Below are 14,969 nucleotides of genomic sequence, written 5' to 3' on the forward strand. Positions count from 1 at the left end.
GGAGGACCCTGTTCGTCGCGCCGCGCGCCGGACGGAAGGGTCTCGTCGTGTCTCCGCTCGCGTTCGTCCTCGTGTTCGGGGCGGCCATCGCCCATGCCGCCTGGAATGTCATCGCACACGGCATCAGCAGGGCCGGTGCGCCGTTCCTGTGGTGGGGCGCCGTCGCCAGCACGGTCGTGTGGATCGGCGCCGTGCCGTTCACCGGCGGACTCGGCGCCGACGACCTCGGCTCCTTCGCCCTGGGCGTCGCTGTCTCGGCAGCGCTGCACGTGGCGTACATGACCGTGCTGCAGCGGGGGTATCGCGAGGGGAACCTCTCGACCGTCTACGCGACGGCGCGCGGCACCGGCCCTTTCCTGTCGGTGATCGTGGCGGTCCTCCTGCTCGGGGAGCGCCCGTCGGCGATCGCGCTGGTCGGGGTCGCCGCTGTGATCGTCGGCGTGGTCGCGATCGGGTTGATCGACCGCGGCAGCTCCGCCCGTCGTGGATGCATCGACCCCGGCATCCTCTTCGGTCTGCTCACGGGCGTCGCGATCGCCGTGTACACGATCTGGGATGCGCACGCGGTGCGCACCTGGAACCTGTCGCCGGTCGCCTTCATGGTCGGCACGACCCTGCTCCAGGTTCCCTTCTACTCGATCGCCGTCCGTCGGCGATGGAACGCGGTGTGGGCGCTCGGCCGCACCCAATGGCGCCGCATCCTCGTCTTCGGCATCCTGTCGCCGCTGTCGTACATCCTGGTGCTCACGGCCATCCAGATCGCCCCGGTCGCGCTCGTCGCACCCCTGCGCGAGGTCAGTGTCGTGCTGGTGAGTCTGTTCGGGGTGTTCGTGCTGCGGGAGTCGAAGCCGTGGCGGCGGATCGGGGCGTCGCTGGTCGTCGTCGCGGGGATCGTGCTGCTGGCGATGTGACGGCGGCTCCGAGGCGCGGCGGGGAGGTCAGCGGAAGCTGACGAGGCCCGCGTGTGCAGCGGTGACCAGGATCTGCACGCGGTCGCGCAGGTGCCACTTGGCCATCATGCGGCCCAGATGCGCCTTCACGGTGCCCTCGGAGACGATCAGCGCCTTGGCGATCTCGGCGTTGGACATGCCCTTCGCGAGGCACTGGAGGACTTCGGCCTCACGCTCGGTGAGCGGTTCGAGTGCTTCGGCATCGGCAGCCACGGGTGTGGAGTCGCGCACGTGCTTGATGAGCATCGACGCGATCCGGGGTGACAGCGAACTCGCACCGCTGTGCACCTCACGGACACCCGTGACGATCTCCTCCGCGCTGGAATCCTTGAGCAGGTAGCCCGAGGCACCGGCACTCAGCATGGGCAGCACGGTGTCGCTCCCGTCCAGCGTCGTCACCGCGAGAACACGGACGTGCGGCCAGCGTTCGGCGATCACCCCGGTTGCTTCGATGCCGTCCATCTCGGGCATCTGGACGTCCATCATCACCACGTCGGGCTGCTCCCGCTCGACGGTGGAGATGGCCTCCACCCCGTCTTCCGCCTGCGCGATCACCGTGATGTTCGGATCGCGCGAGACGAAGTGCGACAGAGCCGAGCGCACCAGGGGATCGTCGTCGACGATCACTACACGGATTTCCTGCATGAACGAAGCCTAACGGCGCGGGCGGCGGGCTCACACGATGTGGACCTTTGGCCAAAAAGCTCTAGACGTGAGACAGATGTGCTCACCGTGCATCGCCGAGAAGATGAATACAGACATCGACGAACAGTTAGAAATTGGAGGTGAACGTTATGACTTTCTGGCAGCAGGTTGGCAAGTTCTTTGGTCTCCACAGCTAGATTAGCTGGCGAATAGGAGATAGTGAAGCATGGCCTTCGACCACTCGACCCGGGAATCCGCGGACAGCTTCCGACTGGCCCGGGGTGAGAAGCTCAGCGCGATCGAACGCATCGTCGTTCTGGTGATCGTCTCCATCACCATCGCCGCTGACGTCATCGGCTTCTTCACCACACCCGGTGTGAACCCCGTCGCACTTCTGGTGAGCGTCTCGTCCACCGCGGCGTTCGCGCTCTATCTCTGGAAGCCGCTCATCGCGACATGCGCCCTCGGCGTCGTGTTCGCACTCTCCTTCATCCCCGGATCAGAACTCCAGGTCCTGACCGCAGCCGCCGTCGCGGCTGGACTGGTCATGAGGCTGGGGTGGACTTCGCTGATCCTCTCCTACACCGGCGCGTTCCTGGTCGCAGCAGCGCTCGTCGCCAACGGCGACGCTGAAGCCAATGTGAACGTCGCCCTCTACCTCGTCTTCGCCACGGTGGCGGGAGCCGTCGGGTTCGCCCTGCGGCTCGCCTTCGCCAGGGGCAGTCGTCTCGAGCGAGAGCTCGAGGAGCGTGCCGAACAGGAACGCCAAGCAGTGCTCGCCGAGCGGCGATGGATCGCCGGTGAGCTGCACGACAGCATCGCGCACCACCTCACGGTGGTGTCGTTGCACGTGCAGATGCTCGAAGACCCGCAGACGAGCACCGACTCGCAGGAAGCGATCCGCGTCGCGGCGCGCAAGGCGATGACGGACCTCCGCTTCGTGATCGAACTCGCCGACGACGGACCCCAGTCGTCCAGCGTGCAGACGGGAGACCTCGCGGCGGCGATCGACGAAGCGCAGAGCGAGTTCGAAGCCGCCGGCCACTCGGTGGTCCGCGAAGGCGACCCTCGAGACGAGCGCATCCCGCGCGCGGTCGAGATCGTGCTCGCGCGCATCACGCGAGAGTCGGCCACCAACATCCTCAAGTACGCCGGCCAAGGACAGGTGGAGATCCTCCTGTCCGTCGACGACGAGGTCGCGCATCTCACCCTGCGCAGTCCCTTGCCGACGACCCCGCGCCGGGAGCTCTCCTCGAGCCGCACCGGGCTCGGGCGCATGGCGGAACGCGTCATGGGCGCGAGCGGCGAGTTCAGTGCCGGAGAGGTGGACGGGTACTGGGTCGTGTCGGCCCGACTTCCTGTCGTCTGATGCTCTAGAGTGGGCGAGCACCCACCTTCGGCGTTCGATAGACCCTAGACGAAAGTCTAGAAGAGTCTCGACGTTCGACTCTTCAAGGCCAGCCGCCTCCCTCCCTATCCTGGAGGTTCCCCAGATAAAGCGTCCCCAGCGCTGCGATCGCGGGCGCGGTCTTTCTGGCTTCTGAAACACTTGCGCGCTCGCGATCGCCTTCTGCGTTAACGGGTGCTTTTTCTCGCGCCGTGCCAGGACGTACGTGCCGCTAGGCCCCGACCGCGCGCATGTAGTGCCCATCCGTCGAGATCCCGGACGCGGCCACGGTGAACCGCACGACCTCGCTCAGATAGCGGTCCTCGGAGGCTTCGAAGATCCGCCCCTCCGCATCGCGAGACGTCCGGGTGAGGCGGAGGATGGGCGTGCCTCGCGGCACGCGGAGCAGCGCGGCATCCTGATCGTCGGCGGCCACCGCGTCGATCACGTGCTGCAGGGTGACGATCGGGTGGCCCACCGACGCCAGGTACTCCGTGATCGACACCCGGTCGAGGTCGACGTCGAAGAGTCGGCGACCGACGGCCTCGGTGTAGGTCAGTCGTTCGAGCATCGTCGGGCGTCCGTCGAGCAGACGCAGACGCACCACGCTGACGATCGTGTCGTCCACGGCGACGTCGAGGGCCGCCGCCCCGTCGCCGGCGCGTCGAAGACTGAGCTCCTGCGTCTGTGCTCCCGGGGTGACGCCCAACTCGCGGGCCCATCGTGTGAACGGCACCGACACGTCGACGGCCTGATTCGCCTTGCGCGCGACGACGCGCGCGGGCCGACCGCGGCTCGTCTCGATCAGGCCCTCGCTCCGCAGCGCGGCCAGCGCGTTGCGGATCGGACCACGAGACGTGCGCCATCTCACGGCGAGTTCGGCCTCGGTCGGCACGTCGTCGCCGGGGCGGAGTTCCCCCGCAGCGATCTGCGCGCGGAGGTCCTCGGCGATCTGGGTGTACACAGCTTCAGCCACATAGGTACATTACTTCGTCAGCGGACCCGCCGCGTGCAGGTTCCTGGAGTGTTCATCCAGGAGAATGCTGGGTGAACGGGCCCTGAACTCTTCCGAGTTAGGTACATATCTCGCTCCATCACCTGAGAGAGTCTTCCATGGATCAGCCCTCACACCCTTGAAAGGTCCTCATGAAGCTTCGCGCTCTCCCCGCCCTCGCCGGCGTCGCGCTCCTCGCCCTCGGTCTCGCCGCCTGTGCCGGCACCGCGGAGGCCACCGGCACTCCGGGAACCGACGAGTCGTCCGCTGCGGGCGGCTTCGCGGTCGACGAGAACACTCTCGTCTTCGGCGTCGTCCCCGACTCGGTCGACACCGAGACCAACTACCAGCCGCTCATGGACTACATCGCCGAGATCACCGGCAAGACCGTCGAGTACCACGAGTCCACCGACTACGCCGCTCTGATCGAGGCTGCGGTGGCCGGCAAGGTCGACGTCGCGTCGTTCTCCGGGTTCACCTACGTGACCGCCACCAACAACGGTGCGAAGCTCACCCCGATCTCCTCGATCGTGACCGACGAGGGCCAGGAGCCCGGTTACTACTCGCAGGCGATCGTCCCCGCCGGCAGCGACATCAAGAGCATCGACGACTTCAAGGGCAAGAAGGTCTGCTTCGTCGACCCGTCTTCGACCTCCGGCTACCTGTTCCCGTCGTACAACCTCCTCGAGGCGGGCATCGACCCCAAGACCGACATCACGCCGGTCTTCGCGGGCAAGCACGACGTGAGCGTCACCAAGGTGGGCGAGGGCGTCGAGTGCGAGGCGGGCTTCGCCGAGGACTCCGAGGTCGAGAAGTCGGACAAGGTGAAGGTCATCGACGAGACGATGGTCCCCGGTGCGCCGCTGGTCTACTCGTCCACGCTTCCGGACGACGTCTCCCAGAAGCTCATCGACGGTCTCTCCGAGATCACGATCGACGACATCATCGCCGCCGGCATCGACGGTGCCGACACCGACGCCTTCCGCAGCGTGTTCTACGCCACGAAGCCGGTGGATGACGCGTACTACGACCTGATCCGCGACATCTGCAAGGAAACCGAAGCGGAGCAGTGCCAGGGCTGATGACATCCTGACCGGCCGTCGAGCGGGCGGAGGGGGCGTGCGCTCCGCTCCGCCCGCTCGACGGACACCCCCGCTCGACGCCTCGACCGCCCGCACGACGACCGCTCGCCCCCGAACACCGGAAGATCCAGGAACCTGACATGACTGCATCCGACGCCCTCATCCGACTCGACGGCGTGACGAAGACATTCGGGACGACCACGGCCCTCCGCGACGTCTCGCTCGAGGTGTCCCGCGGTGAGATCGTCGTGCTCCTCGGGCTCTCGGGCTCGGGGAAGTCGACACTGCTGCGCCACCTCGACGGCCTCGAGACGCCCACCTCCGGTGCTGTCGAAGTGCTCGGAGCCGCAGTGCCCACCCTGAAGGGACGTGCACTGCGAGAGCTCCGCAGCAGCGTCGGGTTCATCTTCCAGCAGTTCGAGCTCGTCCCCTCGCTCACGGTGCTCGAGAACGTGCTCACCGGCTCGCTCTCCGGCGTGCGCGGCCCCCGCCTCGGACTGTGGGGCTACTCGCGCTCCGCGAAGCTCACGGCGCTCGAGCACCTCGACCGCGTCGGGCTGCTCGACCGCGCCTATCAGCGCAGCGACACCCTGTCGGGAGGACAGCAGCAGCGCGTCGCCATCGCCCGCGCGCTCATGCAGAAGCCGGCGATCCTGCTCGCCGACGAGCCGGTCGCCTCGCTCGACCCCGAGTCGAGCGAGCAGGTGATGGCGCTGATCCGCGAGATCGCCGCCGACGAAGGCCTCACCGTGGTGTGCAGCCTGCACCAGGTCGACCTCGCGATCTCCTGGGCGGACCGCATCGTCGGGCTCCGTCACGGGGAGGTCGTGCTCGACACCCCGACCGGCGACCTCACGAAGGCGGAGGTTATGGAGATCTACGGGCGCGTCGCGACGACGACCGCCGAGATCCGCGCGGTGCAGGAGGAGCTCGTCGAGGCGGCAGCGCAGGTGGCCGCATCATGACGGCGCTCGGCGCACCGACGGACTCCGCGACCCGTGGCGATGGATCGGCTCACCGGGGCGGCGGAGCGACCGTCGCCGAACGCGCCCCGCGTCGTCCGATCTCGCCGGAGCGCATCGCGGCATCGCTGACCCTCGTCGCCCTCGTCGTGCTCGGCATCATCGCCGTTCGCGACGTCGACATCTCGATCCCGGCGATGGTGCAGAGCTGGGGCAACGCCGAGAACTTCATGGCCCGCGTCGGCGGGCTCTCCTTCCCCGAACCCGCCGACCTCGCGTGGCTGATCGCGCTCACGGTCGGACTCGTGCTCGTCGGTACACTGCTCGCGGCCGTGCTGTCGGTGCCGATCGCCTACCTCGCCGCCTCGAACACCACGCCAGGCAACGGCTGGCGCGCCGCCGCACGGTTCATCGGCGTGCTCACACGGGCGCTGCCCGACGTCGTGCTCGCGATGGCGTTCGTGCTGATGTTCTCGCTCGGAACGCTCCCCGGCATCCTCGCGATCGGCATCCACTCGATCGGGATGATCTCCAAGATGTTCGCCGATGCCATCGAGCAGATCGACGAGGGGCCGCGCCTCGCGATCCGTGCTGCCGGCGGGTCGAAGATGCAGGAGTTCACGGCTGGCATCCTCCCGCAGGTGCTGCCCAGCTGGGTGGCGACCGTGCTGCACCGCAACGACATCAACCTGCGGGGGAGCGTCGTGCTCGGCTACGTCGGCGTCGCCGGCCTCGGCCTCGAGATGTCGTACGCCTTCAAGTCGCTCAACTACGGCAAGGGGCTCGGGATCGCGCTGGTCATCTTCATCCTCTGCATCGCGATGGAGATCGTCTCGAGCATGGTGCGCGGCGCGATGCTCGGCGAGCAGAAGCACACCCGCTCGTGGATCGACCGCCTGCTGCACCCGCGTCTCGGCGACCGTGCGACTCCGGTCTCGGCCGACCGTCCTGCCTGGGCGTCCTCGCCGCAGACAGCCGTGCGCCGCCCGTGGACCGCCCAGCGCGTGCGCCACACGATCGCCGGCGTCGTCGCCGTGCTCGTCGTGGTCGGCAGCGTCGTCGTGAGCCAGATCAACTGGATGGACTTCTTCACCTTCTGGGCCAAACTGCCGGACGTCGCTGCGAGGTTCTGGCCGCCGTCGTTCGGCAACTACGACGCGAGCGCCATGTTCCAGGCGATGCGCGAGACCATCGCGATCGCGCTCGCCGCCACCGTGCTCACGCTGCTCCCCTCGCTCCTGCTCGGTTCGCTGGCCGCCCGCAACGTCGCCCCGAACTCCGGAGCGCGCGGCACCGCACGGCTGCTGCTCGTCGGCATCCGCGGCATCCCCGAACTCATCCTCGCGATCGTGCTCGTGGTCATCACGGGTCTCGGCGCCCAGGCCGGCGTCATCGCGCTGGCGATCGGAGGCATCGGTCTGCTCGGCAAACTCATCGCGGACTCCTTCGAAGAAGTCGACCGCGGACCGGAGCGGGCCCTCCGCGCCGTCGGGGCCACCCGGTTGCAGACCTACGCCTCCGCCACCGTGCCGCAGGGGATGCAGGCACTCATCGGGCACAGCTTCTACATGCTCGACACGAACATCCGCGCCGCCACGATCCTCGGCATCGTGGGCGGTGGCGGCGTCGGGTACTACCTGCTCAACGCGAGCCAGGGATCGCGGTATGAGACCGTGACCGCGATCGTGCTGATGATCCTCGCGACCGTGCTGGTGGTCGAAGGTCTCGCGATGTGGATGCGGAAGGTGTTCCGGTGATCCGCGCCGTCGACACGGCCGACGTGGTCGTGGCCGGCTCCGGCATCGTCGGGCTCGGTGCGGCCTATGCCGCCGTCCGTCGTGGGCTGCGGGTGATCGTGATCGACCGGACCGATGCGCCGGTCGGAGCGACGATCCGCAACTTCGGCCACCTGTGCATCGGTGCGCAGGGAGGAGAGGCGCGGCGCTACGCTGATCTCTCGCGGGAACTGTGGCTGCGGCTCGCGCGCGATGCGGGGTTCTGGCTGCGCGAGTCCGGCACGCTGGTCGCCGCACGGCACGACGACGAGATCGCGGTGCTGGAATCCGCTGCGCACCAGGGCGGCATCCGGATGCTCGACGCGCCCGAGCTCCTGCGCCTCGCGCCGTTGCGAGCCGATGGGCTCGTCGGCGGCGCGCACATCGAGAGCGACCTGCAGACCGATCCGCGCACGGCCGCGATGGCGATCGTCCGGCACCTCGCGGCGCTGGGCGTCGACTTCCGCTTCCGCACCGCCGTCACAGCGGTCGGAGCGGACCACGTCGAGACCACCAGGGGGTCGATCAGCTGCGGCGGTGTCGTCGTCGCCGTCAATCACGACATCGATCAGCTGCTGCCCGACGTGGCGGAGCGGCACCATGTCGAGCGCTGCGCCCTCGACATGGTGCGGGCGGCCGTGTCGTTCCGGCATCCGCTCGCCGCGCCCCTGCTCACGGGCTGGTCGCTCGTGCGGTACGGCCGCTTCGCGGACACCGCCGAGACCGCCGCGCTCCGCGAACGTCTGCACGCCGAGCGCCCTGAACTCGCCGCGATCGACCTCAACCAGATGTACACGCAGCTCCCCGACGGCACCCTGATCATCGGCGACTCGCATGCGACGTCGGCCGCGCCTGCGCCGTTCCAGCCCGAGGCGGCGTTCGCCGCGTTCCTCGCCGAGGCGGAGGCTCTGTTCGACGCGCCGCCGCCTAGGGTGATCGAGCGCTGGCAGGGCGTGTACGCCAAGGGGCCGCGGGAGTTCCTGATCGACCGGGGCGATGACGGTGTGCTCGTGCTCGCCGCGACGACCGGCATCGGGATGACCACCGGCCTCGGCCTGGCTGAAGAGAACCTCGCCGCCGCCTTCGGGTGGGCGGCAGCAATGGAAGGAACATCATGACCACTCCCCTCGAACTCGTCGTCCTCGACATGGCAGGGACGACCGTGCGCGACGACGGCGTCGTGGAACAGGCGTTCCAGCGGGCGGCCGAGCGCACCGGCGTCGCCGACCGGATGCCGTGGACGGAAGCGCTCGACCACGTCCGCGTGACCATGGGGCAGTCCAAGATCGACGTGTTCACGCATCTCGCCGCGGGTGACCGGGAGGCGGCGGCCCGTGCGACCGCCGCGTTCGAGGACGCCTACGCCGAGATCGTCGCCGAGCAGGGCGTCGCCGAGGTCCCGGGTGCGGCCGACGCGATCCAGGGGCTGAAGGATGCGGGACTCACGGTCGTGCTCACGACGGGGTTCGCCCCCGTGACCCGCGACGCCCTGATCGAGGGCCTCGGCTGGGACGGGCTCATCGACCTCGCGCTGTCACCCGTCGACGCGGGGCGCGGGCGTCCGGCACCCGACCTCGTGCTCACCGCGCTGCTGCGTACGCAGACGTCGTCCGTCGCCGCCGTGGCTGTCGCAGGAGACACCGTCAGCGACATCGAGTCCGGGCGTCGCGCCGGTGCCGGATTCGTCGCCGGGGTGCTCACGGGCGCGCACGATCGCCCCGCACTGAGCGCCGCGGGAGCCGATGCCGTGCTGAGCGATGTCACCGCTCTCCGCGCGGCTCTGGTCCAGCGCGAGCTGCTTCCGCTCGTCGCGACCTCCTGAGGGTCGACATGGGCACATTGCTGATCCGTCCTCCCGGTCACCGTCGCGACGTCGCTCTGCGCCCGGCGGCGACCGCCATGGTCTGGATCGGCGAGGGCCACCCGCACGAGACGATCGCGGTCCCCGGCGTGGCGCTCGCCGACGGCGACGTGCTGGTGGCGGTCGAGATGTCGACGATCTGCGGCTCCGACGTGCACACCGTGCAGGGTCGCCGTCACGCGCCGACGCCCCTCGTTCTCGGGCACGAGAGCGTCGGCCGGGTGATCGCCACCGGCGACGCGGGGGCGACGACGGTCGACGGCACCCCGCTGCGCATCGGCGACCGGGTGGTGTGGTCGGTGACGGTGTCGTGCGCGCGGTGCGACCGCTGCACGCAGGGGATGCCGCAGAAGTGCCGCACCCTGGGCAAGTACGGGCACGACCGTGTCGGAGCGCACGGAGACCTCACGGGGGCGTTCGCGAGCCACGTGCAGTTGCGCGAGGGAACCGCGATCGTGCGAGTGCCGGAGGCACTGCCGGCTTCCGTGCTCGCCCCGGCGTCCTGCGCGACGGCGACGGCGTGGGCGGCAGTGGCGAGGGCCGCTCGCGATCGCGACCTCGACGGCGCTGCGGTGCGTGTGCACGGCGCCGGCCTGGTCGGGCTTTCCGCCGCGGCGATCGCGGTCGAACAGGGCGCGACGGTCGAGGTCCTCGACCCGAATGCCGAGCGCCGGGCGTTCGCGGCGCAGTTCGGCTCCACGGTCCTCGATCGCGAACCCGACGTCGTGATCGAAGCCTCAGGACACGCGGTGCGGCAGGCCCTCGAGGGCGTGGCCGTCGGCGGCACGGTCGTCCTGGTGGGAAGCGTATTCCCCGCCGAACCGGTCCCTCTCGACGCGGAGAGCATCGTGCGACGGCTGGTGACGATCGCCGGCGTGCACAACTACACGGGGACGGATCTGGCGGAGGCCGTCGCGTTCCTGGCCGGCCGCGGCCGCGCCTACCCTTTCGGGGACGCGGTGGGTGCGGTGCGCTCGCTGCTCGACGTCGATGCGGCCCTCGTCGAAGCGGCAGCTCCCGGCGCACCGCTGCGGGTCGGACTGGTCCCGGGTCACTGAGCGGTGGTCTGCTCCGGAGGCGGGCCGCCGCGACGGGGTCCCGCCGGTCGCAGCGCTTCGGCGTGGAAGGCGAGCAGCCGGACGGCGGCCTCGACGCTCATGTCCAAGACCTCGTCCGGGGAACCCGTGAGTGCCAGGCGACGGTGGCCCACGCCCTCCGCGGTCGCCCAGCCGAGGTACACCGTCCCCGGCTCATGGCCTCCCTGGGGGCCGGGACCGCCGACACCGGTGGTCGACACCGCGATGTCGCCGTCGAACAGACGCAGCGCCCCGGTCGCGAGCTGCTCGGCGCAGGCGGACGAGCAGGGATCGGTCCCCGGCGTCAATCCGAGCACGCGTTCCTTGACATCGGTGAAGTACGCGACGATTCCCCCCGCGAACCATTCCGAGGCGTCGGCACCCGCACCGACGGTGTTCGCCAGTCGGCCGGAGGTGAGCGATTCGGCGACGCACACGCGGAGGCCGCGCTCCTGCGCGAGTTCGCTCAGGCGATCCAGGGGAGAGTCTTCCATTGTGCTCACCGCGAGATGCCCTCCACGGTCCGGCCAGTCGTCGCCGCAGACAGTGAGCGCGCGATGTCCGCCTGGCTCACGATCCCCACCAGCCGGTGGTCGGCGATCACCGGAAGGCGTCGGACCTGATGCTCCTGCATGCGATCCAGGGCGACGTGGATGTCGTCGTCCGCGTCCACCGTGATGGGCGTGCCCTTCGCGAGTGCGGCGGTCGGAGTGGTCTCCGGATCCATCCCGAGGGCGATCGCCCCCACCACGATGTCACGGTCGGTGAGCATGCCCTTGAGGCGGCTGTCCTCCCCGCAGATCGGCAGCGCTCCGACGTCGAGGTCGGCCATGACCGACGCCGCGATGCTCAGGGAGTCGTTCACGCCGATGCAGCGCGGGCTGGTCGTCATGATGTCGCGGGTGATGGTCATCGGCTTCCCCTGTCGTGTGTCTGTCCGTGCCGCCGAGGCTATGACGTCCCGTCGCGGCGGTCGGGGGGATTGACAAGCGGGCGGCGCAGGATCACGGGTTCTCGGTCGAGTCCGTTCCTGCGGTGGCGTCGTCGGCATAGTCCGGGCGCGGCGGTTGCAGCGGCTGGTCGGAGTACTCGCCGCCGAGTCGTCCACCGTAGGGGCGTCCGTGGTCGGCGAACTCGTCACGCGCGAAGACGAACTCCCATGGGCCCGCAGTGAACCGCGAACCCGTGCGCAGCGTCTCGGTGCGCTCGCCCGAGTGCGTCGCATCGGCACCCGGGTTCGAGTTCATCTCGCCCTCGCCGTGCAGCGTCACCACGTACTCGTCCCGCTCGTCGTGCGTGATCGTGGCATGCACGGGGTCGGTGCCCTCCAGGCGGACCTCATTGCCCTCGGCCGACCCGATCCGCACGGTGTCGGCCTCGATCGCGAACTCGGTGCGCTCGTCGTCTCTGGTGACGCGCAGGCGAGGGTTGCCCGCACCCCACTCGGCGTGCGTCGTCGTGGGCGTGTAGCCCTCGTCCGGGCGGTCGTCGATGTGTCGTTCTTCGGTCATGGCGTGCCCTCCTCGGCGTCGGGCTTACGACGTTAGGCGTCCGAAGCGACGCCGCCGAGGGGGTTGACTTCAGACAGGGGCGATGTCCGCTTCCGGAGTCTCCCCGGCGGCGGCCGCGCCGTGCGGGATCATGTCCGCCGTGAGCAGGGTGATGCCGCCGCTGGAGTTGGCCGAGTTGGCCATCGCCGCGATCCACTCAGGGCGGAGCTCCGGCGGCTCCGGCTCGTCGAACACGAAGCGCAGCGGGATGGATGGATGCAGCCAGATCGTCGACCGCCCCACCGGATGTCCTTCCGGATGCCGCCAGGATAGAGTGAAACTCTCGTTCCTCCGTAGCTTGGTCGCGATCACCACCTTGAGGTGGGCCAGAGCCAGATCCTCGATCTGTATCGGGTTCTCCGCGCCGTGGTAGTAGAGCATGCCCATGGGCCTACGCTACTCAGAGGAGGGCGATTCCGACAGCGCCGTGTCGGGTCAACGCAGGATCGATGAGGGAGTGTTCCGAGATGGGCAAGTTCATCTATGAAGGCGGCGTGAAGACCGAGATCGAGGATCGCGCACTCACGCATCTGCAGCTCGTGATCACCGCCAAGCTGCGGCGCGGCGAGCCGTTCCCGTTCAGCTGGCGCGAAGACGCGAGCGTCGGCGGTGGACGCACGACCGTGTGGATCCAGCCGGGCAGTTCCCTCGTCTTCAAGTACTTCGGCAGCCGCCAGCCCTCGATCAACCGCGCGTGGATCGAAGCGCTCGCGTTCACCGCGAACTCGCCGAGCGGCCTCTACCTCGTGCCCGAGCCGGCCGAGGCGGGCGAGGAACCGGGTTCGGGCGAGGTCCCGGTCACGCCACCGGTCTAGTCCGCGCCGATCCGCCCCACGTCCGACAGCCCTTCGAGGGCGAATGGACGGGACATGATCGCGTCGATGCCCGTCACGGTCACCCAGCCGTCAGCCAGGAGAGCCGCGTCGCTACCTTCTTCCGGGGTGTTCGGCAGCTCCTCGACGGCCAGCCGGATGTAGTGCTCCTCGGCTTCGGCCATGGTCGTCTGTACGATGCCGAAGGGCGCGAGCGAGGCCTCGGAGAAGCCGCGCGTGGTGGCGCTGTTCGGCACGTTGACATTGATCACGGTGCGCTCGGGCGCCGCCTCGAGTCCGGGGAGCAGTCGCAGGGCGGCCGCGGCGGCCGCATCCCAGTGGAACTCCTCGGGGTGCATCCCGACGTCGAGCGACACGGCCATGCCCCTGGCGCCGTTGAGTCCACCGGTGAGGGCCGCGCCGACGGTGCCCGAGTGCAGGATGGCGCGACCGACGTTCGCGCCGTGATTCACGCCGGAGAGCACGAGGTCGACGCCGGCGCCGAACGCACCGCGCGCGGCGATCAGGGCGATGAGCCCCGGACCGCCGTGCACCGCGTAGGCGGGGACCTCTTCGAGACCGGGGAGCGTGCGGGTGTCGACGCGGACGCGTCCGTCCTCCTCCGCGGCGATGATCGAGGCGCCGGCACCGCTGGACTGCCGCACGGGTGCGGCGATCACGATCTCGAGGCCGGCGGTGCGTGCCGCCTGCGCGAGTGCGGCAAGGCCGGGGGCGTCGATGCCGTCGTCGTTCGTGATGAGCGCGCGGGTCATGAGGACTCCTCTTCGGCGGGTTCGGCCAGCGCGGCGAGGGCGTCCGGACTCACGCGGCTGGTGGGACGGCTGCCGGCATCGTCGAGTTCGCGCACCGCGACGCCCTCTCTGAGCCGAAGGATGGCGTCGGGGTCGCCGGTGCCGAGCCCATGGCGGGTCACGTTCACCGCGCCGGCGGCGGCGCCCAGCGATATCGCCTGCCTGGCCGATTCTCCTCGGGCGAGGCCCGCCACGACGCCGGCGGTCAGGGAGTCCCCCGCGCCACGATGCTCGTTCTCCTCGAGACGGGGAAGCGACACCTCGACGAGGCCCTGATCGTCGAGCAGGAGGAGGGATTCGCCTGCTCTGGTCACGATGACGGTGCGCGCGCCGCGGGTGCGCAGCTCGCGCATGGCCTGGGCGAGCGCCTCGATCGAGGAGTCGGCGGCGAGGCCGTCGGAGATGAGTTCCTCGTGGCTGACCTTGATGACGTCGGCATGCCCCTCCACCACGGCGCTCAGGCGCTCGCCTGCGAGGTCGGCGACGACGAGGCGATCCTCCCCGCTCAGATCGAGCGCGAGACGGCGGTAGATGTCGGCGGGGAGCGCCTCTTCGCCGGCCGGTCCGCTCAGGATGATCACCCGGGAGTCGGTGCCGTTGTGCAGCACCGCGCCGTACAGGTCGTCGAGGGCGTGACGGCCGAGGGGATCGCCCTCCTCCTCGGCGATCGGGACCCTGCCACCGTCCCGGCGATCGTGGACGTAAGCGGATCCGCGGCCGTCGCGCTCCACCGCGACCACCTCGATGCCCTCGTCGTCCTCCAACAGGTGCCGCAGCACACGGCCGACCTCGCCGGTCAGCACACAGCACATGGTCACCGTGACCCCGAGCCGGCGCAGCATCCTGGCCTGCCAGACGCCCTGGCCGCCCGCGTGCACGTGGATCTCGGCTCCCTGCGGATGGTCCTCGACCGTGATGGTCAGTGTCGGTGACGGCGCGAAGATCGTGACATCGCTCATCTCGTCCTCCTGTCCTCCCTCCCCACGGTACGGGCGGCGGTGGCTGCGCAGGCGGGGGTTGACCACGGACGGTCGGGGCATCTAGGACTGTCAACCCCCTGCCG

General features: G+C 69.5%; 17 protein-coding genes. 9 read left to right on the forward strand and 8 right to left on the reverse strand.

All coding sequences use genetic code 11. The features are described from left to right. The first annotated feature begins 47 nt into the window (after positions 1 to 47). Positions 48 to 911 carry an EamA family transporter gene (locus AB0E56_RS07075; RefSeq protein WP_359797762.1) on the forward strand — a complete coding sequence of 288 codons (864 nt, stop codon included), beginning with the start codon at positions 48 to 50 and terminating at the stop codon, positions 909 to 911. 27 nt (positions 912 to 938) lie between these two features. Here the strand turns inward: AB0E56_RS07075 and AB0E56_RS07080 are convergent, their stop codons facing one another. Then, positions 939 to 1,595: a response regulator transcription factor gene (locus tag AB0E56_RS07080; protein ID WP_359797763.1), complete on the reverse strand. Its 657-nt coding sequence runs from the start codon at positions 1,593 to 1,595 to the stop codon at positions 939 to 941. Between the two features lie 226 nt (positions 1,596 to 1,821). On the opposite strand from AB0E56_RS07080, the gene AB0E56_RS07085 reads away from it, so the two are divergent. Next, entirely contained in the window at positions 1,822 to 2,964 is a 1,143-nt protein-coding gene (locus AB0E56_RS07085) for a histidine kinase (RefSeq protein ID WP_359797765.1), read from the forward strand. Positions 2,965 to 3,214: 250 nt separating this feature from the next. On the opposite strand, the gene AB0E56_RS07090 is transcribed toward AB0E56_RS07085, so the two are convergent. Beyond that, positions 3,215 to 3,958, reverse strand: coding sequence for a GntR family transcriptional regulator (locus tag AB0E56_RS07090; RefSeq protein WP_359797767.1), 744 nt, complete (start codon positions 3,956 to 3,958; stop codon positions 3,215 to 3,217). A gap of 170 nt (positions 3,959 to 4,128) precedes the next feature. Here AB0E56_RS07090 and AB0E56_RS07095 point away from each other — a divergent pair, with 170 nt between their 5' ends. From AB0E56_RS07095 to AB0E56_RS07120, 6 genes are all read left to right on the forward strand, one after another. Beyond that, the gene (locus AB0E56_RS07095; RefSeq protein ID WP_359797768.1) at positions 4,129 to 5,058 is read left to right on the forward strand and encodes a phosphate/phosphite/phosphonate ABC transporter substrate-binding protein; all 930 of its coding nucleotides are present in this window, start codon (positions 4,129 to 4,131) and stop codon (positions 5,056 to 5,058) included. A gap of 140 nt (positions 5,059 to 5,198) precedes the next feature. Then, complete coding sequence (phnC, locus tag AB0E56_RS07100) at positions 5,199 to 6,023, forward strand: phosphonate ABC transporter ATP-binding protein (protein WP_359797770.1); 825 nt, start codon at positions 5,199 to 5,201, stop codon at positions 6,021 to 6,023. Next, positions 6,020 to 7,777, forward strand: a complete 1,758-nt coding sequence (phnE, locus tag AB0E56_RS07105; protein WP_359797771.1) for a phosphonate ABC transporter, permease protein PhnE — start codon at positions 6,020 to 6,022, stop codon at positions 7,775 to 7,777. Before phnC ends, phnE begins: the two co-directional genes overlap by 4 nt. Continuing rightward, positions 7,774 to 8,913, forward strand: coding sequence for a TIGR03364 family FAD-dependent oxidoreductase (locus tag AB0E56_RS07110; RefSeq protein ID WP_359797773.1), 1,140 nt, complete (start codon positions 7,774 to 7,776; stop codon positions 8,911 to 8,913). The genes phnE and AB0E56_RS07110 overlap by 4 nt, the downstream gene beginning before the upstream one ends. Beyond that, positions 8,910 to 9,617 carry a phosphonatase-like hydrolase gene (locus tag AB0E56_RS07115; protein ID WP_359797775.1) on the forward strand — a complete coding sequence of 236 codons (708 nt, stop codon included), beginning with the start codon at positions 8,910 to 8,912 and terminating at the stop codon, positions 9,615 to 9,617. The genes AB0E56_RS07110 and AB0E56_RS07115 overlap by 4 nt, the downstream gene beginning before the upstream one ends. Positions 9,618 to 9,625: 8 nt before the next feature. Then, a complete protein-coding gene (locus AB0E56_RS07120) occupies positions 9,626 to 10,714 on the forward strand; it encodes an alcohol dehydrogenase catalytic domain-containing protein (protein ID WP_359797777.1) in 1,089 nt (362 codons plus the stop codon). Here AB0E56_RS07120 and AB0E56_RS07125 read toward each other — a convergent pair. The 4 genes from AB0E56_RS07125 to AB0E56_RS07140 all read right to left on the reverse strand — a co-directional run bounded on the left by AB0E56_RS07125 (position 10,708) and on the right by AB0E56_RS07140 (position 12,669). Next, complete coding sequence (locus AB0E56_RS07125) at positions 10,708 to 11,226, reverse strand: CinA family protein (RefSeq protein WP_359797779.1); 519 nt, start codon at positions 11,224 to 11,226, stop codon at positions 10,708 to 10,710. The genes AB0E56_RS07120 and AB0E56_RS07125 overlap by 7 nt on opposite strands. Before the next feature lie 5 nt (positions 11,227 to 11,231). Next, positions 11,232 to 11,645 (reverse strand): CBS domain-containing protein, encoded by a 414-nt coding sequence (locus AB0E56_RS07130; protein WP_183150833.1) that lies wholly within the window; start codon positions 11,643 to 11,645, stop codon positions 11,232 to 11,234. A 91-nt stretch (positions 11,646 to 11,736) separates the two neighbouring features. Continuing rightward, the gene (locus tag AB0E56_RS07135; RefSeq protein WP_359797781.1) at positions 11,737 to 12,243 is read right to left on the reverse strand and encodes an FHA domain-containing protein; all 507 of its coding nucleotides are present in this window, start codon (positions 12,241 to 12,243) and stop codon (positions 11,737 to 11,739) included. Positions 12,244 to 12,312: 69 nt separating this feature from the next. Continuing rightward, positions 12,313 to 12,669, reverse strand: coding sequence for a hypothetical protein (locus tag AB0E56_RS07140; protein WP_359797782.1), 357 nt, complete (start codon positions 12,667 to 12,669; stop codon positions 12,313 to 12,315). An 80-nt stretch (positions 12,670 to 12,749) separates the two neighbouring features. Here AB0E56_RS07140 and AB0E56_RS07145 point away from each other — a divergent pair, with 80 nt between their 5' ends. Beyond that, entirely contained in the window at positions 12,750 to 13,097 is a 348-nt protein-coding gene (locus AB0E56_RS07145; protein ID WP_359797783.1) for an ATP-dependent DNA ligase, read from the forward strand. Here the strand turns inward: AB0E56_RS07145 and AB0E56_RS07150 are convergent. Both AB0E56_RS07150 and AB0E56_RS07155 read right to left on the reverse strand, forming a co-directional pair. Continuing rightward, entirely contained in the window at positions 13,094 to 13,867 is a 774-nt protein-coding gene (locus AB0E56_RS07150; RefSeq protein ID WP_359797784.1) for a 5'/3'-nucleotidase SurE, read from the reverse strand. The genes AB0E56_RS07145 and AB0E56_RS07150 overlap by 4 nt on opposite strands. After that, the gene (locus AB0E56_RS07155; protein WP_359797785.1) at positions 13,864 to 14,865 is read right to left on the reverse strand and encodes a PfkB family carbohydrate kinase; all 1,002 of its coding nucleotides are present in this window, start codon (positions 14,863 to 14,865) and stop codon (positions 13,864 to 13,866) included. Before AB0E56_RS07155 ends, AB0E56_RS07150 begins: the two co-directional genes overlap by 4 nt. Positions 14,866 to 14,969 lie beyond the last annotated feature (104 nt).

The sequence above is a fragment of the Microbacterium sp. NPDC028030 genome (genome assembly GCF_040637855.1).
GTDB lineage: Bacteria > Actinomycetota > Actinomycetes > Actinomycetales > Microbacteriaceae > Microbacterium.

Excerpts from the sequence above, each read along its gene's own strand:
- AB0E56_RS07080 (WP_359797763.1), bottom strand. The coding sequence starts at position 1,595 with ATGCAGGAAATCCGTGTAGTGATCGTCGACGACGATCCCCTGGTGCGC.
- AB0E56_RS07085 (WP_359797765.1), top strand. The coding sequence starts at position 1,822 with ATGGCCTTCGACCACTCGACCCGGGAATCCGCGGACAGCTTCCGACTG.
- AB0E56_RS07095 (WP_359797768.1), top strand. The coding sequence starts at position 4,129 with ATGAAGCTTCGCGCTCTCCCCGCCCTCGCCGGCGTCGCGCTCCTCGCC.
- phnC (WP_359797770.1), top strand. The coding sequence starts at position 5,199 with ATGACTGCATCCGACGCCCTCATCCGACTCGACGGCGTGACGAAGACA.
- phnE (WP_359797771.1), top strand. The coding sequence starts at position 6,020 with ATGACGGCGCTCGGCGCACCGACGGACTCCGCGACCCGTGGCGATGGA.
- AB0E56_RS07115 (WP_359797775.1), top strand. The coding sequence starts at position 8,910 with ATGACCACTCCCCTCGAACTCGTCGTCCTCGACATGGCAGGGACGACC.
- AB0E56_RS07120 (WP_359797777.1), top strand. The coding sequence starts at position 9,626 with ATGGGCACATTGCTGATCCGTCCTCCCGGTCACCGTCGCGACGTCGCT.
- AB0E56_RS07125 (WP_359797779.1), bottom strand. The coding sequence starts at position 11,226 with ATGGAAGACTCTCCCCTGGATCGCCTGAGCGAACTCGCGCAGGAGCGC.
- AB0E56_RS07130 (WP_183150833.1), bottom strand. The coding sequence starts at position 11,645 with ATGACCATCACCCGCGACATCATGACGACCAGCCCGCGCTGCATCGGC.
- AB0E56_RS07135 (WP_359797781.1), bottom strand. The coding sequence starts at position 12,243 with ATGACCGAAGAACGACACATCGACGACCGCCCGGACGAGGGCTACACG.
- AB0E56_RS07140 (WP_359797782.1), bottom strand. The coding sequence starts at position 12,669 with ATGGGCATGCTCTACTACCACGGCGCGGAGAACCCGATACAGATCGAG.
- AB0E56_RS07145 (WP_359797783.1), top strand. The coding sequence starts at position 12,750 with ATGGGCAAGTTCATCTATGAAGGCGGCGTGAAGACCGAGATCGAGGAT.
- AB0E56_RS07150 (WP_359797784.1), bottom strand. The coding sequence starts at position 13,867 with ATGACCCGCGCGCTCATCACGAACGACGACGGCATCGACGCCCCCGGC.
- AB0E56_RS07155 (WP_359797785.1), bottom strand. The coding sequence starts at position 14,865 with ATGAGCGATGTCACGATCTTCGCGCCGTCACCGACACTGACCATCACG.